At 55.8% G+C, this 23313-nt stretch carries 21 protein-coding genes; 20 read left to right on the top strand and 1 reads right to left on the bottom strand.

The annotated features are described in order from the left end of the window. Positions 1-67: 67 nt before the first annotated feature. The 11 genes from N1689_RS01480 to nei all read left to right on the top strand — a co-directional run bounded on the left by N1689_RS01480 (position 68) and on the right by nei (position 9295). Positions 68-268, top strand: coding sequence for a DUF2517 family protein (locus N1689_RS01480; protein ID WP_013357130.1), 201 nt, complete (start codon positions 68-70; stop codon positions 266-268). Between the two features lie 154 nt (positions 269-422). Further along, positions 423-1379, top strand: coding sequence for a 2-thiouracil desulfurase family protein (locus N1689_RS01485; protein ID WP_161732118.1), 957 nt, complete (start codon positions 423-425; stop codon positions 1377-1379). A gap of 12 nt (positions 1380-1391) precedes the next feature. Further along, complete coding sequence (gene phrB, locus N1689_RS01490) at positions 1392-2816, top strand: deoxyribodipyrimidine photo-lyase (RefSeq protein ID WP_161732120.1); 1425 nt, start codon at positions 1392-1394, stop codon at positions 2814-2816. A gap of 18 nt (positions 2817-2834) precedes the next feature. Then, complete coding sequence (locus N1689_RS01495; RefSeq protein WP_161732122.1) at positions 2835-3578, top strand: type 2 GTP cyclohydrolase I; 744 nt, start codon at positions 2835-2837, stop codon at positions 3576-3578. Positions 3579-3737: 159 nt separating this feature from the next. After that, a complete protein-coding gene (gene pxpB / locus N1689_RS01500; RefSeq protein ID WP_161732124.1) occupies positions 3738-4394 on the top strand; it encodes a 5-oxoprolinase subunit PxpB in 657 nt (218 codons plus the stop codon). Then, positions 4388-5317: a 5-oxoprolinase subunit PxpC gene (pxpC, locus tag N1689_RS01505; protein ID WP_161732126.1), complete on the top strand. Its 930-nt coding sequence runs from the start codon at positions 4388-4390 to the stop codon at positions 5315-5317. The genes pxpB and pxpC overlap by 7 nt, the downstream gene beginning before the upstream one ends. Next, positions 5307-6044, top strand: a complete 738-nt coding sequence (pxpA, locus tag N1689_RS01510; RefSeq protein WP_161732129.1) for a 5-oxoprolinase subunit PxpA — start codon at positions 5307-5309, stop codon at positions 6042-6044. Before pxpC ends, pxpA begins: the two co-directional genes overlap by 11 nt. Before the next feature lie 52 nt (positions 6045-6096). Next, on the top strand, positions 6097-6825 hold the full coding sequence (locus N1689_RS01515) for a DUF969 domain-containing protein (protein WP_161732131.1): 729 nt from the start codon (positions 6097-6099) through the stop codon (positions 6823-6825). Then, on the top strand, positions 6825-7841 hold the full coding sequence (locus N1689_RS01520; RefSeq protein ID WP_161732133.1) for a DUF979 domain-containing protein: 1017 nt from the start codon (positions 6825-6827) through the stop codon (positions 7839-7841). Before N1689_RS01515 ends, N1689_RS01520 begins: the two co-directional genes overlap by 1 nt. Positions 7842-7847: 6 nt before the next feature. After that, positions 7848-8495 carry a pyroglutamyl-peptidase I gene (gene pcp / locus N1689_RS01525; protein ID WP_222924355.1) on the top strand — a complete coding sequence of 216 codons (648 nt, stop codon included), beginning with the start codon at positions 7848-7850 and terminating at the stop codon, positions 8493-8495. Positions 8496-8506: 11 nt separating this feature from the next. Next, positions 8507-9295, top strand: coding sequence for an endonuclease VIII (nei, locus tag N1689_RS01530; protein WP_161732137.1), 789 nt, complete (start codon positions 8507-8509; stop codon positions 9293-9295). A gap of 367 nt (positions 9296-9662) precedes the next feature. On the opposite strand, the gene N1689_RS01535 is transcribed toward nei, so the two are convergent. Continuing rightward, complete coding sequence (locus N1689_RS01535) at positions 9663-10946, bottom strand: citrate synthase (protein ID WP_033731874.1); 1284 nt, start codon at positions 10944-10946, stop codon at positions 9663-9665. A 632-nt stretch (positions 10947-11578) separates the two neighbouring features. Here N1689_RS01535 and sdhC point away from each other — a divergent pair. The 9 genes from sdhC (at position 11579) to cydA (ending at position 23311) form a co-directional block, all read left to right on the top strand. Next, entirely contained in the window at positions 11579-11968 is a 390-nt protein-coding gene (sdhC, locus tag N1689_RS01540) for a succinate dehydrogenase cytochrome b556 subunit (RefSeq protein WP_029519433.1), read from the top strand. Beyond that, a complete protein-coding gene (gene sdhD / locus N1689_RS01545) occupies positions 11962-12309 on the top strand; it encodes a succinate dehydrogenase membrane anchor subunit (protein WP_009091417.1) in 348 nt (115 codons plus the stop codon). The genes sdhC and sdhD overlap by 7 nt, the downstream gene beginning before the upstream one ends. Continuing rightward, positions 12310-14076: a succinate dehydrogenase flavoprotein subunit gene (sdhA, locus tag N1689_RS01550; RefSeq protein WP_161732139.1), complete on the top strand. Its 1767-nt coding sequence runs from the start codon at positions 12310-12312 to the stop codon at positions 14074-14076. 14 nt (positions 14077-14090) lie between these two features. Then, positions 14091-14807, top strand: coding sequence for a succinate dehydrogenase iron-sulfur subunit (locus N1689_RS01555; RefSeq protein WP_090962958.1), 717 nt, complete (start codon positions 14091-14093; stop codon positions 14805-14807). A gap of 200 nt (positions 14808-15007) precedes the next feature. Beyond that, a complete protein-coding gene (gene sucA, locus N1689_RS01560; RefSeq protein WP_161732141.1) occupies positions 15008-17815 on the top strand; it encodes a 2-oxoglutarate dehydrogenase E1 component in 2808 nt (935 codons plus the stop codon). A gap of 15 nt (positions 17816-17830) precedes the next feature. After that, positions 17831-19054, top strand: coding sequence for a 2-oxoglutarate dehydrogenase complex dihydrolipoyllysine-residue succinyltransferase (gene odhB / locus N1689_RS01565; RefSeq protein ID WP_222924352.1), 1224 nt, complete (start codon positions 17831-17833; stop codon positions 19052-19054). Positions 19055-19121: 67 nt separating this feature from the next. Continuing rightward, positions 19122-20288: an ADP-forming succinate--CoA ligase subunit beta gene (gene sucC, locus N1689_RS01570; protein ID WP_260057684.1), complete on the top strand. Its 1167-nt coding sequence runs from the start codon at positions 19122-19124 to the stop codon at positions 20286-20288. Further along, the gene (gene sucD, locus N1689_RS01575) at positions 20288-21163 is read left to right on the top strand and encodes a succinate--CoA ligase subunit alpha (RefSeq protein ID WP_161732145.1); all 876 of its coding nucleotides are present in this window, start codon (positions 20288-20290) and stop codon (positions 21161-21163) included. The genes sucC and sucD overlap by 1 nt, the downstream gene beginning before the upstream one ends. Before the next feature lie 576 nt (positions 21164-21739). Beyond that, positions 21740-23311, top strand: a complete 1572-nt coding sequence (gene cydA, locus N1689_RS01580; RefSeq protein ID WP_161732147.1) for a cytochrome ubiquinol oxidase subunit I — start codon at positions 21740-21742, stop codon at positions 23309-23311. Positions 23312-23313: the final 2 nt, after the last annotated feature.

Genomic DNA, 23313 nt, shown 5'->3' on the forward strand with positions numbered 1-23313 from the left:
ACACTATCTGGCGTAAAGTTGAACACAGATCACATTCGCACACTTTAACTTACCGGGAGGAGAAACCATGTATCAGGCTTATCCACGTTATAAAATACTCGCACGCCGTACGCTGGTGGTTCTTCTCGGCGTTCTGGCTCTGCCTGTCATGTTGTTCCGACAGGATCGGGCGCGTTTCTACAGCTATCTGCATCGCGTCTGGTGTAAGACCAGTGCAAAGCCGGTCTGGCTGGCGCAGTCTGAAGCCGGTGGTGGCGCATTCTGGTAATGCGTCCTGCCACAGAACAGGCCTGGTCATCTGACCGGGCTTTTTTTTGCGTTTTTTCTGAGAATAAGCGGTCCGGAACCGCGTTTTACCCCTTTATTCCTGGCCATTTTGCGCTACACTTAAACCTCTACAAGATTTTAGAGGTTGTACAAGTATGAGCAAAAAAATCCCCGTTGGAATCAGTGCATGCCTGCTCGGCGATAGCGTGAGGTTTGATGGTGGCCATAAGCGTCTTACTTTTGCGACTGAGGATCTTACGCCATTTGTCCGCTTTGAGCCGATCTGTCCTGAAATGGCGATTGGACTGCCTACGCCGCGTCCGGCATTGCGTCTGGTAAAGCAGGGCGATGATGAGTTGCATCTTTGCTTCAGCAAAGACGGCGGCGAAGAAGTCACTGCTCAGATGCGTAACTGGTCTGCCGAGCGGGTCAAATCGCTGCATCATCTCTCCGGTTATATCCTGTGCGCCAAATCGCCCAGCTGTGGGATGGAGCGCGTGCGGGTCTACGAGCCTGACAACAACAACAACCGAAAAGTGGGCACCGGTATTTTTGCGGAGTTCCTGCAGCGTGAAATGCCCTGGCTGCCGCTGGAAGAAGATGGACGCCTGCACGATCCCGCCCTGCGTGAAAACTTTATTGGTCGTATCTGCGCACTGCACGAATTTAATCAGATGTGGGAAAACGGCCTGACCCGTCAGGGACTGATCGGCTTCCACAGTCGTTACAAACTGATGATGCTGGCGCACTCGCAGGAGAAATATCGCGAACTGGGGCCCTTTGTCGCCTCGATGAGCGAGTGGGACTCGCTGGATGCCTTTGCCTTTGAGTACCGTAATCGCATGATGGAACTGATGTCACGTCCCGCCTCACGTCGCAATCACACCAATGTGCTGATGCATGTGCAGGGCTACTTCCGCACGCATCTGAGTTCACCGCAGCGCCAGGAGCTGGCAACGCTGATTGACCGCTATCGTCAGGGCACACAGCCGCTACTGGTACCGATTACCATTCTTAAGCACTACATGGCCGAGTTCCCACATCCGTGGCTGGCACAGCAGCGCTATTTCGATCCCTATCCCGAAGCCTTGCGCTTACGCTACGGACAGTAATTCAGGAGGCGTATGACCACCCATCTGGTCTGGCTGCGTAATGATTTACGCATCAATGATAACCTGGCGCTCCACGCTGCCTGCAGCGACAGCAAAGCGAAAGTGATGGCGCTCTTCCTCGCTACGCCAGAACAGTGGCAGCAGCATGATATGTCCCCCAGGCAGGCGGCGTTTATTCACGCCAGTCTGTTGCAGGTGCAAAGTGCGCTGGCTGAGCGGGGCATTGAGTTGCACTATCAGGCGTGTCACGCCTTCAGCGACAGTATTGATGTGCTGGCAGAATTCTGTGAGAAGCATCAGGTCGATCAGCTCTTCTACAACTATCAGTATGAGGTTAACGAGCGTCAACGCGATGCAGAGGCGGAAAAGCGTCTTGACGATGCGGGCGTGATTTGTCAGGGCTTTGATGACAGCCTGCTGCTGCCACCAGGCAGTGTACAGAGTGGCGATCGCACGATGTATAAGGTCTTTACTCCCTTCAGCAAAGCCTTTGTCCGCCGTTTGCAGCAGAGTCTGCCGGAGTGCGTGCCTGCACCTAAGCCGCGCGACGGTGCGCCGCTGAAAACCGCCCCAATCCCTGCGTTTGACTATCTGACCGAAGCCTTTGATGAGGACCTGTTTCCCGCAGGCGAAGCGGCCGCCCTGAAGCGGTTGCGTCATTTCGCCACTCAACCCGTTATCGATTATCCCGCGAAGCGCGATCTTCCGGCGCTGGACGCCACCAGCCGTCTGTCGGTCTATCTGTCAACCGGCGTGCTGTCGCCACGTCAGTGCCTGCATCGCGTGCTGCATGAACATCCCGATGCGCTGGACAACAGTCGCGCATTTACCTGGCTGAACGAGCTGATCTGGCGTGAGTTCTACCGTCATCTGCTGGTGGCTTACCCGGCACTGTGTCGTCACAAGCCCTTTATCGACTGGACGCGTCACGTTGAATGGCAGCGTGACGACGCGCATTTCGAAGCCTGGAAAGCGGGAAAAACCGGCTATCCGATCGTCGATGCTGCAATGCGTCAGATGAAGGCGCTGGGCTGGATGCACAACCGTTTACGTATGATCACCGCCAGTTTCCTGGTCAAAGATCTGCTGATCGACTGGCGCGAAGGCGAACGCTATTTCATGCAGCAGCTGATTGATGGTGACCTGGCCGCAAACAATGGTGGCTGGCAGTGGGCGGCTTCCACTGGTACAGACTCAGCACCTTATTTCCGCATTTTTAACCCGACCACGCAGGGTGAGCGCTTTGATGAGCAGGGTGAGTTTATCCGTCACTATCTGCCGGAGCTGGCGGACGTCCCGGACAGCCATATTCACCAGCCTCATCTCTGGGCGGAAAAGAACAACAGGAAACTCGATTATCCGGCACCAATCGTGGATCATAAGGCAGCCCGTAAAAAGACATTAGACGCCTTTGAGCGCGCCAAAAGCGCCGCCTGAGGCCTCGAAGGAGCCTGAATGAATCATTACGAATTAGAGACATTGATCAATAAGCACCTCGATAGCCATAGCTTCAGTGATTATGCCCCCAACGGTTTGCAGGTTGAGGGACGTAACGAAGTCAGAACGATTATTACCGGTGTGACGGCCTGTCAGGCCCTGCTGGATGAGGCAGTCACACGTCAGGCCGATGCAATAATCGTCCATCATGGCTACTTCTGGAAAAGTGAACCGGCCGCGATTAAAGGCATGAAGCGCCGCCGTCTGCGGACGCTGCTGGCTAACGATATAAATCTCTATGGCTGGCACCTGCCGCTTGATGCGCATTCAGAACTGGGCAACAACGCCCAGCTGGCCAGACTGCTGGATATTGACGTACGTGGCGAAATCATGCCGCTGGTGTTCTGGGGTGAGCTGGCTGAGCCGATCTCGGGTGAACAGCTGGCCCGCCGAATCGGCGATAAGCTGGGGCGTGAACCGCTGTATTGTGGTGATAACGCACCCGCGCTGATTCGTCGTATCGCCTGGTGCAGCGGTGGCGGACAGGGCTTTATCGACCAGGCTGCCGCTGCGGGCGTTGATGCCTACATCACCGGTGAAGTCTCTGAACAGACCATTCATAGTGCACGCGAGCAGGGGGTGCATTTCTTTGCCGCAGGCCATCACGCCACCGAGCGTGGCGGCGTAAAAGCGCTGGGTGAGTGGCTGGCACAACACCACAATCTTGACGTGACCTTCATCGATATACCTAATCCTGCCTGATTGTTTCTTCTGTCCTGCGCGCCTGCGCAGGACCTAAATCTGTTGACACATCCCTGCCACTTTCGCATAACTATTTGCTTTAAGTAGATAAGCCATCGGCTGATCGGGGCATCCGGTCAGGTCGGCCAGGCACGATCTCAATCAGGCAGGAGGTAGCTGTTGCAACGAGCACGGTGTTATTTATTGGGTGAACGCGCTGTCGTGCTGGAGCTGGAGCCGCCGGTCTCACTGGAGAGTCAGCAACGTATCTGGGGACTGAACCAGCGACTGCAGTCGTTTGCGGACGTGCTGGAGGTCATTCCCGGCATGAACAACATCACCCTGATCCTGCGTGATCCCCAGCAGAGTGCACTGGATGCGATAGAGCGGCTTCAGCGCTGGTGGGAAGAGAGTGAAGCGCAGTTGCCGGAGTCACGTCTGGTAGAGATCCCGGTGATTTACGGCGGCGAACATGGCCCCGATCTGACTGTGGTGGCGGAACATGCCGCGCTGACGCCCGGTCAGGTAGTTGAGCTGCACAGCAGCAGCGAGTATGTGGTGTTTTTTGTCGGTTTTCAGCCCGGTTTTCCCTATCTGGGCGGCCTGGATCCGCGCCTTCACATACCGCGTCGTGCGGAACCGAGAGTTGCGGTACCCGCCGGATCGGTTGGCATCGGCGGCAGCCAGACGGGCGTCTATCCGCTCGCTTCGCCCGGCGGCTGGCAACTGATCGGCCAGACGCGCACCGCGCTGTTTAATCCCCTGCAGCAGCCGCCCACACTGCTCCGTCCCGGTGACAGGGTTCGCTTTGTGCCGCAACAGGAGGGCATATGTTAAACATTCTGCGAGCCGGGCTGGCCGCCACCATCCAGGATGCAGGCCGCTACGGCTGGCGTCAGTATGGCATCAGCCCCGGCGGCGTGCTGGATCATCCCGCGATGTTCACCGCTAACGTGCTGGTGGGCAATGCGCCTGATAGCGCGGTGCTGGAGCTGGTGCTCGGCCAGTTTAAAGCGGAGTTTACCCGCGACGGCTGGTTCGCGCTGACTGGCGCAGGCTGCCATGCGGAGCTGGATGGTCAGCCGGTCTGGACGGGCTGGCGTACCCCGGTGAAACGCGGGCAGGTCCTGTCGCTGGCGATGCCGCAGCGCGGCATGCGCAGCTATCTGGCAGTGCAGGGCGGTTTTGACATCCCTGAGGTGCTCGGCTCAGCCAGCACCGATCTGAAAGCAAAATTTGGCGGATTTCAGGGGCGTACCTTACGGGATGGCGATCAGATCCCGCTGGGTAAACCGACGCGTCAGTTCGATCGCAAAGTCGGGGTGCGGCAACTGCTGTGGGGCAACCGCATCCGCGCACTGCCTGGCCCGGAGTATCACGAGTTCAGTCCCGACGCGCAGCAGGCGTTCTGGCGTACCGCATGGAAACTCAGCCCGCAAAGCAACCGGATGGGATACCGGCTTGAGGGACGTGAGCTTAAACGTGAAAGTCCGCGTGAGCTGCTGTCACATGGTGTGATGCCGGGTGTGATTCAGGTGCCGCCGAATGGACAGCCTATCGTGCTGATGGCGGATGCCCAGACCACCGGCGGCTATCCGCGTATCGCCTCCGTCATCGAAGCCGATCTCTACCATCTGGCGCAAATCCGCCTCGGTGAGCCGATTCACTTTATTCACTGCACGCTGCCGGAAGCGATGCTGGCACGCCAGCATCAGCAACGCGCGCTGGACCAGATGAAATGGGGACTCCATGAAAATTGATTTAAACGCCGACCTGGGCGAAGGCTGTGCCAGCGATCAGGCGTTGCTGGAGCTGGTGAGTTCCGCCAACATCGCCTGTGGCTTTCACGCAGGGGATGCGCAGACCATGCTGCAGTCGGTGCGCTGGGCGCACGCATGCGGCGTCGCTATCGGCGCGCATCCTGCTTTCCCCGATCGGGAGAACTTTGGCCGCAGTGCCATGCAACTGCCACCTGAAACGGTCTATGCCCAGATGATCTACCAGATTGGCGCGCTGAAAAGCCTGGCAGAGAGCGAAGGTGCGCGGCTGGTTCACGTTAAGCCGCACGGCATGCTCTATAACCAGGCCGCGGCTGATCCGGTGCTGGCAGACGCCATTGCCCGCGCCATCCGTGCTGTCGACAGTCAGCTGATTGTGGTGGGACTGGCGAACAGCGAATCGATACGTGCCGCGTCGCACTACGACTTACGCACGCGGGAAGAGGTCTTTGCCGATCGTGGCTATCTCAGCAGCGGTGCGCTGGTGCCGCGCAGCGAGCCCGGCGCACTGATTGACGATGAGCAGCAGGCTATCGATCAGACGCTGACGATGGTGCAGCAGGGCAAAGTGAAAAGTATCACAGGAGAATGGGTGGCAGTGAATGCGCAGACCGTCTGCTTACATGGCGACGGCGCACACGCCCTGCAGTTTGCCCAGCGGTTGCGTGATGCGTTTGCCAAACAGCAGATCCGTGTCACCAGCGCCTGAAAACAACACTTAGCCCGGCTTATGTCGGGTTTTTTAACTCTGGGGGAAATCCATGGAAAGTGCAGTGAATCTCTGGCCTTTACTGGGCATTGCCGCGATCGTTGTCGGCTTCGTATTACGTTTTAACCCGGTGCTGGTGGTAATTGTCGCCGGATTTGTGACCGGTCTGGCGGCGATGATGCCGCTGGCTGACATTCTGGAAAAGCTTGGCGCGGGGTTTCTTAACACCCGTAACCTGCCGCTGATTCTGCTGCTGCCACTGGCGGTCATTGGGCTGCTGGAGCGTCACGGGCTGAAGGAGCGGGCACAGGCGTGGATTGCTCAGATCAAAACCGCCACCGCCGGACGTCTGCTGATTGTCTACCTGTTTGTGCGTGAAATCACGGCGGCACTGGGGTTAACCAGTCTCGGCGGACATCCGCAGATGGTGCGTCCATTGCTCGCACCGATGGCAGAAGGCGCCACTGAAAACCGCTACGGCGAAATCACACCTGAGCTGCGGCACAAGCTGCGTGCCATGTCAGCAGCCACCGACAACGTCGGCCTGTTCTTTGGTGAGGATATCTTCGTGGCGTTTGGTGCGATTATTTTTATGCACAACTTCATGCAGGAGTCGGCCGGGATTCAGACCGAACCGCTGCACATTGCGTTATGGGGCATTCCGACCGCTGTAGCCGCGTTCCTGATCCACTCGGCACGTCTGGTGCGACTCGATCGTCAGCTGGCGCGTGAGCTGCAACAGCTCAACAGCCAGGCGCTGAAAGCCAAAGGAGGTCAGTAATGTTCCAGCAACAATATCTGATGTGGCTGGCAGGCATTATCCTGCTGGTAGTAGCCATCCTCTCCTGGCGTGACAGCGCTAATCCGCGTCGCTTTACCACCGGACTGTTCTGGGCCTTGTATGGCCTGGTATTCCTGGTGGGTGACTGGACGACGCAGCTGATGAGCAGCCTGATGGGCTCGGACGCGGCGGGCACCCGAATGCTGCACATCACTATCGGTGTCATTGTGGTGATAATGGCGCTGATTGCCGGTCTGGGTGGGGTCCGGCTGGGGCGCTATCATCAGCGCAGCGATGAAGAGAAGCAGGCCAGTGCGCTGCGTCTGCGCAACAAACTGTTTCTGCCTGCGCTGGCCATTCCGGTCGTGACCGTGGTCGGCGTGCTGGCGTTTAATCATATTCCCGGTCTGCAGGATGTGGTGTTCGGTCCCGGGAATCACGCCACGCTGGTGACATTGTTTTCAATGATGGTCGGCTGTGTCATTGGCTGGCTGGTGGCGTTAAAACTGACCCATGAAAAACCGGTGCAGTCGATGCAGGAGACCCGTCGCCTGCTGGATTCGATTGGCTGGGCCTTTATCCTGCCGCAGATCCTCGCCACCCTGGGACTGCTGTTTACCAGTGCGGGCGTGGGCAGTGCCATTTCGCATCTGACCGAAACCTGGCTGGCGGTGGATAATCGCTTTATCGCGGTAACGGTCTATGCCGTCGGAATGGCGCTGTTAACCATGATCATGGGTAACGCGTTTGCGGCGTTTCCGATTATCACCGCAGGCGTTGGCATCCCGATTCTGGTGCTGCAGCACGGCGGAAATCCGGCAGTGATGGCGGCGATTGGTATGTTTTCCGGCTACTGCGGTACGCTGATGACGCCGATGGCGGCCAACTTCAATATTGTCCCGGCGGCGCTGCTGGAGCTGCCCGATCGTAACGCGGTGATCAAAGCTCAGATTCCAACCGGTGTGCTACTGTTAATCGTTAACATTTTCCTGCTCTATTTCCTGATGTTCCTGTGAGGCTGCATGAAAACTGTCCTGATGACCGCCTTTGAACCCTTTGGCGGTGAAACGATTAATCCCTCCTGGGAAGCGGTGCGCGCACTGGAAGGCAAACAGATTGGCGGGGCGACGATAGTGATCCGTCAGCTGCCGGTGGTGTTCAGTGAGGTACTCCACGTGCTGAACCAGGCGCTGGAAGAGGTCAAACCGGATGCGGTGCTGTCGGTCGGGCAAGCGGGCGGCCGCAGCGACATTACCGTTGAACGTATCGGTATCAATGTCGATGACGCCCGCATCCCGGACAACGCTGGTCATCAGCCGGTGGATGAACCGATTGTGGCTGGCGGCCCGGCAGCCTATTTTTCCCGTCTGCCAATCAAAGCGATTGTTGCCGCGGTGCGTAAAGCGGGCATTCCCGCATCAGTTTCGCAGACGGCGGGCACCTTCACCTGTAACCGGGTGATGTATGGCCTGCTGCACTGGCTGGAGCAGCAGAAGAGCCCGGCGCGCGGTGGCTTTATTCATATTCCTTATTTGCCTGAACAGGCGGCGCTCCATCCTGGTGCGCCGAGCATGGCGGTCGCGACCATTATTCAGGCGCTGGAGATTGCGGTAAACGTCACGCTGGAGACCGGCGACGATATCAAACAGGCTGGCGGCGCCACCCATTAAGAGGAAGAACGATGCCTGAAGGACCGGAAATTCGCCGCGTGGCGGATAAGCTTGAAACTGCCATCGTGGGTCAGCCGTTAACCGAAGCGTGGTTTGCGTTTCCTCAGCTTAAAACTTACGAACCCTCGCTGATTGGTGAGCAGGTGCAGGCGATTGAGACGCGGGGAAAAGCGCTGCTGACACATTTCAGCAATGGCCTGACGCTTTACAGTCATAACCAGCTTTATGGTGTCTGGCGCATCGTGAAACCCGATACTGAACTGAATACCACACGCCAGTTGCGGGTGCGGCTGGCGACGGCGAGCAAAGCAATTCTGCTTTATAGTGCCTCCGATATTGAACTGCTCAACGCAGATACGCTGGCGGCGCATCCGTTTCTGACCCGCATCGGACCGGATGTGCTGAACAGCCAGCTTAGCGTGGAAGAAGTGAAAGAGCGGCTGCTGTCACCCCGTTTCCGGCGGCGGCAGTTCAGTGGTCTGCTGCTGGATCAGGCTTTTCTGGCCGGGCTGGGAAACTACCTGCGCGCCGAGATTCTCTGGCTGGCGCAGCTGCTGCCCAATCATCGGGCGCAGGATCTCACTGAAGATCAGCTGACTGCTTTCAGCGAGGCGCTGCTGTCGGTGCCGCGTCATGCCTATCGGATGCGTGGAACCATGAAGAAATATCATGAGGAAGCAGCGTTTCAGTTTGAGGTTTTTCATCGTCAGGGCAAAAAATGCCGGCGCTGTGGCACAGTGATTGAGAAGGGCACGCTTTCATCACGGCCTTTTTACTGGTGTCCGGGTTGCCAGAGATAGAGGCGGCCGCATTGGGGAACAAAACAGGAAAAGGTTCTTACTGCAAACAGCTGACAAACCCGAATCCGGGAGAGTCCAGCCGCTACGAAGAAGTCTGACGCGCAGGGAATACGGTCAGAGGAGGAAAGCGTCCCGCCGCCCGGATAAAAACGTCGGGAGCGTTTTTGAACAACGCAATGCGTTGGCCCGGCTACGGGCGCACCTCAGGGATGAGGTGCGTAATCGCGCGGGCCGAGCGTGTCATGGATGACGGCTTTTGCGTCTTTCCAATCTGACCATGTTCTCTACGCAGGCGCGGTATCACAGCCAACCGCCCCGGCTTTAAAGCAACATCAGGCGGAGATCCCTCTCCGCTATCCACTGAGCCTTACTTTTTCAGCTGTGAGCTGAATTCGCGCTCGGTATAACCGGTGTAGAGCTGACGTGGACGGGCAATCTTCATGCCTTCGTCGTGCATCTCTTTCCAGTGGGCAATCCAGCCAACCGTACGGGCCATCGCGAAGATCACCGTAAACATGGACGAAGGAATACCCATCGCTTTCAGAATGATACCGGAGTAGAAATCCACATTTGGATAAAGTTTACGCTCGATGAAGTACGGGTCGTTCAGCGCAATGTGTTCCAGCTCCATCGCCACTTCCAGCAGATCATCCTTCATACCCAGTTCATTCAGAACCTCATGGCAGGTATCGCGCATCACGGTCGCGCGTGGATCGTAATTTTTGTAAACGCGGTGACCAAAGCCCATCAGACGGAATGAATCATTCTTGTCTTTAGCGCGTTTAACAAATTCCGGGATGTGCTCAACGGTGCTGATCTCTTCCAGCATACGCAGAGTCGCTTCGTTGGCACCGCCGTGCGCCGGTCCCCACAGAGAGGCGATCCCGGCGGCGATACAGGCAAACGGATTCGCGCCGCTTGAACCGGCGGTACGTACGGTAGAGGTTGAAGCGTTCTGCTCATGGTCAGCATGCAGAATCAGGATACGGTCCATAGCGCGTTCCAGCACCGGATTCACTTTGTACTCTTCGCACGGCGTAGCAAACATCATATGCAGGAAGTTACCGGCGTAAGAGAGGTCATTGCGTGGATAGACAAACGGCTGGCCGATTGAATATTTGTAACACATCGCTGCCATGGTCGGCATCTTAGAGAGCAGACGGAATGCCGCGATTTCGCGGTGGCGCTCAATGTTTACATCCAGTGAATCGTGGTAAAACGCAGCCAGTGCGCCGGTCACGCCGCACATTACCGCCATAGGATGCGAGTCACGACGGAAGCCGTGGAACAGACGGGTAATCTGCTCATGAATCATGGTGTGGCGGGTAACCGTGGTTCGGAACTCATCAAACTGTTTCTGGTCCGGCGCTTCGCCATTCAGCAGGATGTAGCAGACTTCCAGGTAGTTAGAGTGGGTCGCCAGCTGAGAAATCGGGAAACCACGGTGCAGCAGGATACCTTCATCACCATCGATAAAAGTGATAGCAGATTCACAGGACGCTGTAGACGTAAAACCGGGATCGAAGGTGAACAGGCCACTTGAACCCAGAGCGCGGACATCAACCACATCCTGACCCAGCGTGCCTTTAAGCACGTCCAGTTCAATAGATGTTCCATCTTGCAGGGTTAGCGTTACTTTTTTATCTGTCATTTTCGTCTCCATAGCGCCTTATGTAGGTAAGGATCTTTAGACACCTGAAACGCGTTCATGTTGCGGTTGGCAAAACTACACAGTATCACTCTGCGGGTATAAAGCGGGTGCAGGGTACAGAGTGAGCGACGCGTTCCCAGCGGGAACCGGTGAGCCATGGACATGCTGCATATCGCGGTTGTTAAAGATCCGGTCAGGATATAACTTCTTGGTAACCAATAACCTGATGCTTTTTAATGCTCATTATCGCAATGTTACATAACTTGCGCTTAGGGGAAAGTGTATCCCCATAACTTTTGTGCATCATAGGAATTTACAGGCTTAGTTTGTAACTGAATTGTTGAACTATTGTCAAATCAGATAATTAAAATTGTATCAATTGTGAAAATCGTGAGTAGGATCACTGTTCCACCTAAAATATACCAAAGAGTTTGTAGGGGAATTGTAATCAGAATGTGATCCTCCTATACTCCTGGCAGGTCTCCGGAACACCCTGACACCAGGAGCCACCCAGCGTTTACTACCGCGTCAATTAACACTGGATGTTGCTTGTTTGGTGACGGTTAAGTCTGCCACACGTTGTGATTAGACTCCGCCTCAGGTCCGGAGGAAGCAAAATAAAAAAGAGCTGTGTGGGCAAAACCGTGAAAAAACAAAGACCTGTCAACTTGGATCTCTCGACGATCCGGTTTCCCGTTACTGCAATATCGTCCATTCTTCACCGCGTCTCCGGCGTAATCACTCTGGTTGCCATTGGCATCCTGCTGTGGCTGCTCGGTCTCTCTCTCTCTTCTCCTGAAGGTTTCCAGCACGCTGCATCCATCATGGATGGCTTCTTCGCGAAGTTCATCATGTGGGGCATCTTAACCGCGCTGGCCTATCACGCGGTGAGCGGGATTCGTCATATGTTGATGGATTTTGGTTATCTGGCTGAAACGCTGCAGGTTGGTAAGCGTTCTGCTCATATGACTTTTGTGATCACTGTCGTGCTGGCAATTCTGGCGGGAGTCCTCGTATGGTAAGCAATGCATCCGCATTGGGTCGCAACGGCATTCAGGACTGGCTGCTGCTGCGGGCAACTGCAATTCTCATTACGCTCTACATCGTCTACATCCTCGGTTTCGTTGTGATGACAGACACGCTGACTTATGACCTGTGGCGTGGCTTCTTCGCTTCCGCATTCACTAAAGTGTTCACGCTGCTGACGCTGTTCTCCATTCTGATTCATGGCTGGATCGGCATGTGGCAGGTGTTAACAGACTACGTCAAATCACTGCCAACGCGCTTGTTGTTGCAGTTTGTGATTGTCGTGGCGCTGCTGTGGTATGCGATTTATGGATTTGTTGTGGTGTGGGGTGTGTAAATGAGTTTGCCAATCAGAGAGTTTGATGCCGTGGTGATCGGCGCAGGTGGCGCAGGTATGCGGGCCGCACTGCAAATCTCCCAGGCCGGTCAGAGCTGTGCCCTGTTATCTAAAGTTTTCCCGACCCGTTCCCACACTGTATCTGCGCAGGGCGGTATTACCGTTGCGCTGGGTAATACCCATGAAGATAACTGGGAATGGCATATGTACGACACCGTCAAAGGTTCCGACTACATCGGTGACCAGGACGCGATTGAATATATGTGTAAAACCGGCCCGGAAGCAATTCTGGAACTGGAACACATGGGCCTGCCGTTCTCGCGTCTGGAAGATGGTCGTGTCTATCAGCGTCCGTTTGGTGGTCAGTCGAAGAACTTCGGCGGCGAGCAGGCGGCACGTACCGCTGCAGCAGCTGACCGTACCGGCCACGCCCTGTTGCATACTCTTTACCAGCAGAACCTGAAAAACAAAACCACCATCTTCTCTGAGTGGTATGCACTGGATCTGGTGAAAAACGCCGAGGGCGCAGTGGTGGGTTGTACCGCTATCTGCATCGAAACCGGCGAAACCGTCTATTTCAAAGCAAAAGCGACCATTCTGGCCACCGGCGGCGCGGGCCGTATCTATCAGTCCACCACCAATGCACACATCAACACCGGCGACGGCGTGGGTATGGCACTGCGTGCGGGCGTGCCGGTGCAGGATATGGAGATGTGGCAGTTCCACCCAACCGGTATTGCTGGTGCGGGCGTGCTGGTCACCGAGGGCTGCCGTGGTGAAGGCGGCTATCTGCTGAACAAACATGGCGAACGCTTCATGGAGCGTTATGCGCCAAACGCTAAAGATCTGGCGGGCCGCGACGTGGTTGCGCGCTCAATGATGATTGAAATCCGTGAAGGTCGCGGCTGTGACGGTCCGTGGGGCCCGCACATCAAACTGAAACTCGATCACCTGGGTAAAGAGGTGCTTGAGTCACGTCTGCCTGGCATCCTCGAGCTGTCACGCACCTTTGCTCACGCCGATCCAGTCAAAGAACCTATCCCGGTCATTCCGACCTGCCACTACATGATGGGCGGTATTCCGACTAAAGTGACCGGTCAGGCACTGCGTGTGAATGAGCAGGGTGAAGATGTGGTAATTCCTGGCCTGTTCGCTGTCGGCGAAATTGCCTGCGTATCGGTACACGGTGCCAACCGTCTGGGCGGTAACTCACTGCTCGACCTGGTGGTCTTTGGCCGCGCAGCGGGTCTGCATCTGCTGGAGAGTATTCAGGAGCAGGGCGAACTGCGTGACGCTACGGAAGATGAGATTGCCGTTGCGATGGCGCGCTTCAACCGCTGGGAAAACAATACCACGGGTGAAGACCCGGTTGAGATTCGTAAAGCGCTGCAACGCTGCATGCAGAATAACTTCTCTGTATTCCGCGAAGGCGACGCGATGGCGCAGGGTCTGGAAGAGCTGAAAGAGATTCGCCAGCGTCTGAAATCAGCGCGTCTGGATGACCGCTCACCGGATTTCAACACCCAGCGTATTGAGTGTCTGGAACTGGATAACCTGATGGAAACGGCCTTTGCCACGGCGGTCGCGGCTAACTACCGCACCGAGAGCCGCGGTGCGCACAGTCGCTTCGACTTCCCGGATCGTGATGATGAAAACTGGCTGTGCCACAGTCTTTATGTCCCGGAAACCGAAAGCATGACGCGCCGTGAGGTGAACATGCAGCCGAAACTGCGCGCGGCGTTCCCGCCGAAAGTGCGTACCTACTAATTTCGGAGACGATCATGAGACTCGAGTTTTCAATTTATCGCTACAATCCGGACGTCGATGACAAGCCGCGCATGCAGGATTACACCCTGGAGTCGGAAGATGGTCGCGACATGATGCTGCTGGACGCGCTGATTCGCCTGAAAGAGAAAGATCCGACGCTGGCGTTTCGTCGCTCCTGTCGTGAAGGCGTCTGCGGCTCGGATGGCCTCAACATGAACGGTAAAAACGGACTGGCCTGCATTACGCCGGTCTCGGCACTGGGCAACGGCAAACAGAAAATCGTTATCCGTCCATTGCCAGGTTTACCGGTTGTGCGTGACCTGGTCGTAGACATGAGCCAGTTTTATGCTCAGTATGAGAAAATTAAGCCTTTCCTGTTGAATAATGGGGAAAATCCGCCAGCACGTGAACATCTGCAGATGCCGGAAGAACGTGAACACCTGGATGGCCTGTACGAGTGTATTCTCTGTGCCTGCTGCTCAACCTCATGCCCATCATTCTGGTGGAACCCTGAGAAGTTCATCGGTCCTGCCGGCCTGCTGGCGGCATACCGTTTCCTGATTGACAGCCGCGACACCGAAACGGATGCGCGTCTCGACAATCTGAATGATGCTTTCAGCGTATTCCGCTGTCACAGTATCATGAACTGTGTGAGCGTCTGTCCGAAAGGACTGAACCCGACGCGCGCCATCGGCCATATCAAGTCGATGCTGCTGCAGCGCGGCGCATAAGCAGTCTTCGCCGGGAACCTCAGGTTCCCGGTGTTTTACGGAAGCCTCTGTAAGCGCGGTGATGACCACGTTTACAAAGGTTCCCTTACGGGCCACGCGCGCTGCGCAGAGTGCTCGTATCGCTGAACTCACTACGGCAAACCGCGAAAGCGGCAACAAATGAAACCTCAAAAAAGCATAGCAATGCTTAAGGGATCACAATGCAGAACAGCGCGATGAAGCCCTGGCTGGACTCTTCCTGGCTGGCCGGCGCGAATCAGTCTTACATAGAGCAGCTCTATGAGGATTTCCTGACCGATCCTGACTCTGTCGATGCAGTGTGGCGCTCGATGTTCCAACAGTTACCGGGCACCGGAATGAAACCTGAGCAGTTTCACTCCACCACACGTGAGTACTTCCGTCGCCTGGCGAAAGACGCATCTCGTTACACCTCATCTGTCTCCGATCCGGAAACCAACTCCAAGCAAGTAAAAGTGCTGCAGCTGATCAACGCGTTTCGTTTTCGCGGTCACCAGCATGCGAATCTCGATCCGCTTGGCCTGTGGAAACAGGATCGGGTGGCCGATCTTGATCCGGCTTTTCATGACCTGACCGAGGCCGATTTTCAGGAAAGCTTTAACGTCGGCTCTTTTGCCATCGGTAAAGAGACCATGAAGCTGGCCGATCTCTTCGACGCGCTGACGCAGACGTACTGTGGCTCAATCGGTGCGGAATATATGCACATTAACAACACGGATGAGAAACGCTGGATCCAGCAGCGTCTTGAGTCTGTAGCGGGCCGTGCAGCGTTCAGCAACGAAGAGAAAAAAGGTTTCCTGAAAGAGCTGACCGCGGCAGAAGGGCTGGAAAAATATCTCGGGGCGAAATTCCCGGGTGCCAAACGCTTCTCGCTGGAAGGCGGCGATGCGCTGGTGCCCATGCTGCGCGAAATGATCCGTCACGCCGGTAAGAGCGGTACCCGTGAAGTCGTGCTGGGTATGGCGCACCGTGGTCGTCTCAACGTGCTGATCAACGTGCTGGGTAAAAAGCCACAGGATCTGTTCGACGAGTTCGCCGGTAAGCATAAAGAGCATCTGGGCACCGGTGACGTGAAGTACCACATGGGCTTCTCTTCTGATGTGGAAACCGAAGGCGGTCTGGTTCACCTGGCGCTGGCGTTTAACCCGTCACACCTGGAGATCGTCAGCCCGGTCGTCATGGGTTCTGTGCGTGCCCGTCTGGACCGTCTGGACGAGCCTGCCAGCAATAAAGTCTTACCGATCACCATTCATGGTGACGCGGCGGTGATTGGCCAGGGTGTGGTTCAGGAAACCCTGAACATGTCACAGGCACGCGGTTATGAAGTGGGCGGTACCGTTCGCATCGTCATTAACAACCAGGTTGGTTTCACCACCTCTAACCCGAAAGATGCGCGTTCAACCCCTTACTGCACCGACATCGGCAAAATGGTGCTGGCACCGATTTTCCACGTCAACGCAGATGATCCGGAAGCGGTCGCCTTTGTGACCCGTCTGGCGCTCGACTATCGCAATACCTTTAAGCGTGATGTGTTTATCGATCTGGTCTGCTATCGCCGTCATGGTCACAACGAGGCGGATGAGCCAAGTGCGACCCAGCCGCTGATGTACCAGAAAATCAAAAAACACCCGACGCCGCGTAAAATCTACGCCGACCGTCTGGAAGGTGAAGCCGTCGCCACGCAGGAAGATGCGACCGAAATGGTCAATCTTTATCGTGATGCGCTGGATGCGGGCGAGTGCGTGGTGCCGGAATGGCGTCCGATGAGCCTGCACTCCTTTACCTGGTCACCTTACCTGAATCATGAGTGGGATGAACCTTACCCGGCTCAGGTCGACATGAAACGTCTGAAGGAACTGGCGCTGCGTATCAGCCAGGTGCCTGAAGAGGTGGAAGTGCAGTCGCGTGTTGCCAAGATTTATAACGACCGTCGCCTGATGGCTGAAGGCGAGAAAGCCTTTGACTGGGGCGGCGCGGAAAACCTGGCCTATGCCACGCTGGTTGATGAAGGCATTCCGGTGCGTCTGTCGGGTGAAGATACCGGTCGCGGAACCTTCTTCCATCGTCACGCGGTAGTCCATAACCAGGCGAACGGCTCAACCTATACCCCTCTGCATCATGTGCACAGCGGCCAGGGCCAGTTCAAAGTCTGGGACTCCGTGCTGTCAGAGGAAGCGGTGCTGGCCTTTGAATATGGTTACGCCACCGCAGAGCCGCGCATCCTGACCATCTGGGAAGCGCAGTTTGGTGACTTCGCCAACGGCGCACAGGTGGTTATCGACCAGTTCATCAGCTCCGGTGAGCAGAAATGGGGCCGGATGTGTGGCCTGGTGATGCTGCTGCCGCACGGTTATGAAGGTCAGGGGCCAGAGCACTCCTCTGCGCGCCTGGAACGTTATCTGCAACTCTGTGCTGAGCAGAACATGCAGGTCTGCGTGCCGTCTACCCCTGCGCAGGTTTACCATATGCTGCGTCGTCAGGCGCTGCGCGGTATGCGCCGTCCGCTGATTGTGATGTCGCCGAAATCACTGCTGCGTCATCCGCTGGCCATCTCCACGCTGGATGAACTGGCTAACGGCAGCTTCCAGCCGGCGATTGGCGAAGTCGATGATCTGGATCCGCAGGGCGTGAAACGCGTCGTGCTGTGCTCCGGTAAAGTCTATTACGACCTGCTGGAGCAGCGTCGTAAAAATGAGCAGACCGATGTGGCTATCGTGCGCATCGAGCAGCTCTATCCGTTCCCGCATCACGCGGTACAGGAAGCATTAAAAGCGTATGCTCACGTGCAGGATTTTGTCTGGTGTCAGGAAGAGCCACTGAATCAGGGCGCCTGGTATTGCAGCCAGCATCATTTCCGTGAAGTTGTGCCGTTTGGTGCCACTTTACGTTATGCAGGCCGCCCGGCATCTGCCTCACCGGCCGTGGGTTACATGTCCGTACACCAACAACAGCAGCAAGACCTGGTTAATGACGCGCTGAACGTTAATTAATTAAAAGGAAAGATAATGAGTAGCGTAGATATTCTCGTTCCCGACCTGCCTGAATCGGTTGCAGATGCCTCTGTGGCAACCTGGCATAAAAAACCAGGCGATGCAGTCACTCGCGATGAAGTGCTGGTCGAAATCGAAACTGACAAAGTTGTACTGGAAGTGCCAGCCTCTGCTGACGGTATCCTGGAAGCGGTTCTGGAAGAAGAGGGCGCCACCGTCACTTCCCGCCAGATCCTGGGTCGTCTGAAAGAGGGCAACAGCGCCGGTAAAGAGAGCAGCGCGAAGTCTGAAAGCAAAGAGTCTACCCCGGCTCAGCGTCAGACTGCGTCACTGGAAGAAGAGAGCAACGATGCGCTCAGCCCGGCTATCCGCCGTCTGATTGCAGAGCACAATCTTGATGCCTCACAGATCAAAGGCAGCGGTGTGGGTGGTCGTCTGACCCGTGAAGATGTTGAAAAACATCTTGCCAACAAACCGCAGGCTGCCAAAGCCGCCGCACCAGCGGCAGAAACTGCAGCCGTGCAGCAACCCGTGGCGAATCGCAGCGAAAAACGCGTGCCGATGACCCGTCTGCGTAAGCGCGTTGCCGAGCGTCTGCTGGAAGCGAAAAACAGCACGGCGATGCTGACGACCTTCAATGAAATTAACATGAAGCCCATCATGGATCTGCGTAAGCAGTATGGTGAGGCCTTCGAGAAGCGTCACGGTGTACGTCTGGGCTTTATGTCCTTCTACATCAAAGCGGTTGTTGAAGCACTGAAACGCTATCCGGAAGTGAATGCGTCCATCGATGGCGAAGATGTGGTTTACCACAACTACTTCGACGTCAGCATCGCGGTCTCTACGCCACGCGGTCTGGTGACCCCCGTTCTGCGTGACGTTGATGCGCTGAGCATGGCGGACATTGAGAAGAAAATCAAAGAGCTGGCAGTGAAAGGCCGTGACGGCAAGCTGACAGTTGACGATCTGACCGGCGGTAACTTCACCATTACCAACGGCGGCGTCTTTGGTTCCCTGATGTCCACCCCAATCATCAACCCACCGCAGAGCGCCATCCTGGGCATGCACGCTATCAAAGATCGCCCTATGGCGGTCAATGGTCAGGTCGTGGTGCTGCCAATGATGTACCTGGCGCTCTCTTATGACCACCGTCTGATCGATGGCCGTGAATCAGTGGGTTATCTGGTTGCAGTGAAAGAGATGCTGGAAGATCCGGCGCGTCTGCTGCTGGATGTCTGATTTTCACCGGGCGCGCCTCGCGCGCCCAACCTCAATACTCTTTTCAGACCTGAATGGATAGAACATCATGAACTTACACGAATACCAGGCGAAACAACTGTTTGCACGGTATGGCATGCCGGCACCAACGGGTTACGCCTGTACTACACCACGTGAAGCGGAAGAAGCAGCCTCTAAAATTGGCGCAGGCCCGTGGGTAGTTAAATGTCAGGTTTATGCCGGTGGCCGCGGTAAAGCGGGCGGTGTGAAAGTGGTTAACAGCAAAGAAGAGATTCGCGCATTTGCTGAAAACTGGCTGGGCAAACGTCTGGTGACCTATCAGACAGACGCAAACGGCCAGCCGGTAAACCAGATTCTGGTTGAAGCGGCAACCGACATCGATCAGGAGCTCTACCTGGGCGCGGTGGTCGATCGCGCAACGCGTCGCGTGATTTTCATGGCCTCTACCGAAGGCGGCGTGGAAATCGAAAAAGTGGCGGAAGAGACCCCGCACCTGATCCACAAAATGGCGCTGGATCCCCTGACCGGCCCGCAGCCTTATCAGGGCCGTGAGCTGGCGTTCAAACTTGGCCTGACCGGCAAGCTGGTAGGACAGTTCACCAAGATCTTCATGGGTCTGGCGACCCTGTTCCTGGAGCGCGATCTGGCGATGGTTGAGATCAACCCGCTGGTCATCACTAAACAGGGCGATCTGATCTGCCTGGATGGCAAACTGGGTGCCGATGGCAATGCCCTGTTCCGTCAGCCAGAGCTGCGCGAAATGCGCGATCCAAGCCAGGAAGATCCACGTGAAGCGCATGCGACACAGTGGGAACTGAACTATGTTGCGCTGGAAGGCAACATCGGTTGTATGGTTAACGGCGCAGGTCTGGCGATGGGCACCATGGACATCGTTAAGCACCATGGCGGTCAGCCAGCCAACTTCCTTGATGTCGGCGGTGGCGCAACGAAAGAGCGCGTGACCGAAGCCTTCAAAATCATCCTGTCTGACGATGCGGTTAAAGCCGTCTTCGTTAACATCTTCGGCGGTATCGTACGCTGTGATCTGATTGCCGATGGCATCATCGGCGCAGTCGCTGAAGTGGGTGTGAACGTGCCAGTGGTGGTACGTCTGGAAGGTAACAACGCCGAGCTGGGCGCACAGAAACTGGCGGACAGCGGTCTGAATATCATTGCAGCAACCAGCCTGACAGACGCCGCACAGCGTGTTGTTGCTGCCGCGGAGGGTAAATAATGTCCATTCTGATCGACAAAAACACCAAAGTCATTTGCCAGGGTTTCACCGGTGGCCAGGGGACTTTCCATTCTGAGCAGGCGCTGGCATACGGCACCCAGCTGGTTGGCGGCGTAACGCCAGGCAAAGGCGGCACGACTCACCTTGGCCTGCCGGTGTTCAACACCGTACGCGAAGCGGTAGAAGCGACCGGCGCAACCGCCACCGTGATCTACGTTCCGGCGCCTTTCTGTAAAGATGGCATCCTGGAAGCGATTGAAGCAGGTATCAAACTGATCATCACCATCACCGAAGGTATCCCGACCCTGGATATGCTGACTGTGAAAGTGAAGCTGGATGAAGCGGGTGTGCGGATGATCGGTCCAAACTGCCCGGGCGTGATCACCCCAGGCGAATGTAAGATCGGCATCATGCCGGGCCACATTCATCAGCCGGGCCGCGTCGGTATCGTTTCCCGTTCAGGCACCCTGACCTATGAAGCGGTTAAGCAGACCACTGACATCGGCTACGGGCAGTCAACCTGCGTCGGCATCGGTGGTGACCCGATCCCTGGCTCTAACTTCATCGACATCCTGAAAATGTTCCAGGACGATCCACAGACTGAAGCGATCGTGATGATCGGTGAAATCGGTGGTAGCGCAGAAGAAGAAGCCGCCGCCTTCATCAAAGAGCACGTGACCAAACCGGTTGTGGGCTACATTGCTGGCGTAACCGCGCCGAAAGGCAAGCGCATGGGCCATGCTGGCGCCATCATTGCCGGTGGTAAAGGTACAGCAGATGAGAAATTTGCTGCGCTGGAAGCCGCAGGTGTGAAGACCGTTCGCAGCCTGGCTGACATCGGTGACGCGGTTAAAGCCGTATTACCGGCAAATTAAGTCGGCGTCATCTGAGACTAAGCCACCTCCGGGTGGCTTTTTTTATGCCGGTAACGCACAGTCTTAACGCAGACAATTAAAAAGAAGAGGGCAGAGTCAGATAACCATTCAGGTATTGGTTGCGTTAAAAAAAAGTATCAAAGGTAAACTATTTTTTCCCCGCCTTATTTCATTAATGACATCTCATTAACAAGAAACCCACCTGACTTTATCTGGAAACTTATTGCGTTAATCCAGATCAATTAATCACGATTTAAATCCAACTATATCGCTGGCAAAGCGCAACGCTAAGAGCGTAAATTGCGCTGCATCAATCCAGCCTTTTACACAAATTTTCAAACGTCTGCTCAACCCGGGATGACACCCGCTTTCCTCCTGTTAAAGCACGCGTTAATGAAAGCGCGGATTGACAATTTTCAGAGCTGCTTCATTCGCTACTCGCCTGTTCGGGCAGCTCACAGATCTGTTCTGCTGGTAATAAAAAAACTGGAATCAATAAACAGCCGTTCCTGACTCTGATTACGTTCGTTCTGATCGCGCGCGTGACAGAGACAAAGCGAGGAGCAAGGAGTCCTTATGTTAGATATCGTCGAACTGTCGCGGTTACAGTTTGCCTTAACAGCGATGTACCATTTTCTGTTCGTCCCTTTAACGCTGGGTATGGCGTTTTTGCTGGCGATCATGGAGACGGTTTATGTCCTGAGCGGCAAACAAATTTATAAAGATATGACGAAGTTCTGGGGCAAGTTATTTGGTATTAACTTTGCGCTGGGTGTCGCCACAGGCCTGACCATGGAATTTCAGTTCGGGACAAACTGGTCATATTACTCTCACTACGTCGGCGATATCTTCGGTGCGCCGCTCGCCATTGAAGGTCTGATGGCGTTCTTCCTGGAATCGACCTTTGTCGGCCTGTTCTTTTTTGGCTGGGATCGGCTGGGTAAAGTGCAGCACATGGCGGTGACCTGGCTGGTGGCGCTGGGCTCGAATATGTCTGCGCTGTGGATTCTGGTTGCCAACGGCTGGATGCAGAATCCCATCGCCTCGGAATTCAACTTCGAAACCATGCGCATGGAAATGGTCAGCTTCTCTGAACTGGTACTGAACCCGGTGGCGCAGGTTAAATTTGTTCACACCGTTGCGGCCGGTTACACCACCGGCGCGATGTTCATTCTGGGTATCAGCGCGTGGTACATGCTGAAAGGGCGTGACATTGCTTTTGCTAAACGCTCGTTCGCTATCGCGGCCAGCTTTGGTATGGCGGCGGTGCTCTCCGTGATTCTGCTGGGCGATGAGTCAGGCTACGAAATGGGCGACGTGCAGAAAACCAAGCTGGCCGCTATCGAAGCGGAGTGGGAAACCCAGCCAGCCCCGGCGTCATTTACGCTGTTTGGCCTGCCCGATCAGGCAACGCAGGAGAACCGGTATGCCGTGCAGATCCCGTGGCTGCTGGGCCTTATCGCGACCCGGTCCATCGATAAGCCGGTCACCGGTCTGAAAGATCTGATGGCTCAGCATGAAGTGCGTATCCGTAATGGCATGAAAGCCTACACCCTGCTGAATGAACTGCGCAGCGGCAGTCAGGATCCCGCAGTACGTGACGCGTTCAACAGCCACAAGCAGGATCTCGGTTATGGTCTGCTGCTGAAGCGCTATACCGACAACGTAGCGGATGCGACCGAAGCACAGATCAAACAGGCCACGCAGGACTCTATCCCACGTGTGGCGCCGCTCTACTTCGCCTTCCGCATCATGGTGCTGTGTGGCGTACTGCTGCTGGGTATCATCGCGCTCTCCTTCTGGAGCGTAATACGCAATCGCGTCGGCAAAAACCGCTGGTTACTGAAAGCGGCGCTGTTTGGTATTCCCTTACCCTGGATTGCTGTCGAATCAGGCTGGTTCGTGGCGGAGTATGGTCGTCAGCCCTGGGCTATCGGTGAAATCCTGCCGACAGCAGTGGCCAACTCCTCGCTGACTGTTGGCGATCTGCTGTTCTCGATGATCCTGATCTGCGGACTCTACACGCTGTTCCTGGTGGCAGAGATGTACCTGATGTTCAAATTCGCCCGCCTTGGACCGAGTAGCCTGAAAACCGGGCGTTATCATCATGAGCAGATCACGGCAACCACTCAGCCGGTTCAGGGATAAGG

Source organism: Pantoea sp. XY16 (assembly GCF_025153065.1).
GTDB classification, from domain to species: Bacteria; Pseudomonadota; Gammaproteobacteria; order Enterobacterales; family Enterobacteriaceae; genus Pantoea; species Pantoea alfalfae.

Bases quoted from the DNA above. Each gene is read 5' to 3' on its own strand.
- cydA (WP_161732147.1), top strand. From the start codon at position 21,740: ATGTTAGATATCGTCGAACTGTCGCGGTTACAGTTTGCCTTAACAGCG.
- N1689_RS01485 (WP_161732118.1), top strand. From the start codon at position 423: ATGAGCAAAAAAATCCCCGTTGGAATCAGTGCATGCCTGCTCGGCGAT.
- N1689_RS01520 (WP_161732133.1), top strand. From the start codon at position 6,825: ATGTTCCAGCAACAATATCTGATGTGGCTGGCAGGCATTATCCTGCTG.
- odhB (WP_222924352.1), top strand. From the start codon at position 17,831: ATGAGTAGCGTAGATATTCTCGTTCCCGACCTGCCTGAATCGGTTGCA.
- pxpA (WP_161732129.1), top strand. From the start codon at position 5,307: ATGAAAATTGATTTAAACGCCGACCTGGGCGAAGGCTGTGCCAGCGAT.
- pxpC (WP_161732126.1), top strand. From the start codon at position 4,388: ATGTTAAACATTCTGCGAGCCGGGCTGGCCGCCACCATCCAGGATGCA.
- sdhD (WP_009091417.1), top strand. From the start codon at position 11,962: ATGGTAAGCAATGCATCCGCATTGGGTCGCAACGGCATTCAGGACTGG.
- sucD (WP_161732145.1), top strand. From the start codon at position 20,288: ATGTCCATTCTGATCGACAAAAACACCAAAGTCATTTGCCAGGGTTTC.
- pcp (WP_222924355.1), top strand. From the start codon at position 7,848: ATGAAAACTGTCCTGATGACCGCCTTTGAACCCTTTGGCGGTGAAACG.
- N1689_RS01515 (WP_161732131.1), top strand. From the start codon at position 6,097: ATGGAAAGTGCAGTGAATCTCTGGCCTTTACTGGGCATTGCCGCGATC.
- sdhA (WP_161732139.1), top strand. From the start codon at position 12,310: ATGAGTTTGCCAATCAGAGAGTTTGATGCCGTGGTGATCGGCGCAGGT.
- sucC (WP_260057684.1), top strand. From the start codon at position 19,122: ATGAACTTACACGAATACCAGGCGAAACAACTGTTTGCACGGTATGGC.
- phrB (WP_161732120.1), top strand. From the start codon at position 1,392: ATGACCACCCATCTGGTCTGGCTGCGTAATGATTTACGCATCAATGAT.
- sucA (WP_161732141.1), top strand. From the start codon at position 15,008: ATGCAGAACAGCGCGATGAAGCCCTGGCTGGACTCTTCCTGGCTGGCC.
- N1689_RS01480 (WP_013357130.1), top strand. From the start codon at position 68: ATGTATCAGGCTTATCCACGTTATAAAATACTCGCACGCCGTACGCTG.
- N1689_RS01555 (WP_090962958.1), top strand. From the start codon at position 14,091: ATGAGACTCGAGTTTTCAATTTATCGCTACAATCCGGACGTCGATGAC.
- N1689_RS01535 (WP_033731874.1), bottom strand. From the start codon at position 10,946: ATGACAGATAAAAAAGTAACGCTAACCCTGCAAGATGGAACATCTATT.
- N1689_RS01495 (WP_161732122.1), top strand. From the start codon at position 2,835: ATGAATCATTACGAATTAGAGACATTGATCAATAAGCACCTCGATAGC.
- nei (WP_161732137.1), top strand. From the start codon at position 8,507: ATGCCTGAAGGACCGGAAATTCGCCGCGTGGCGGATAAGCTTGAAACT.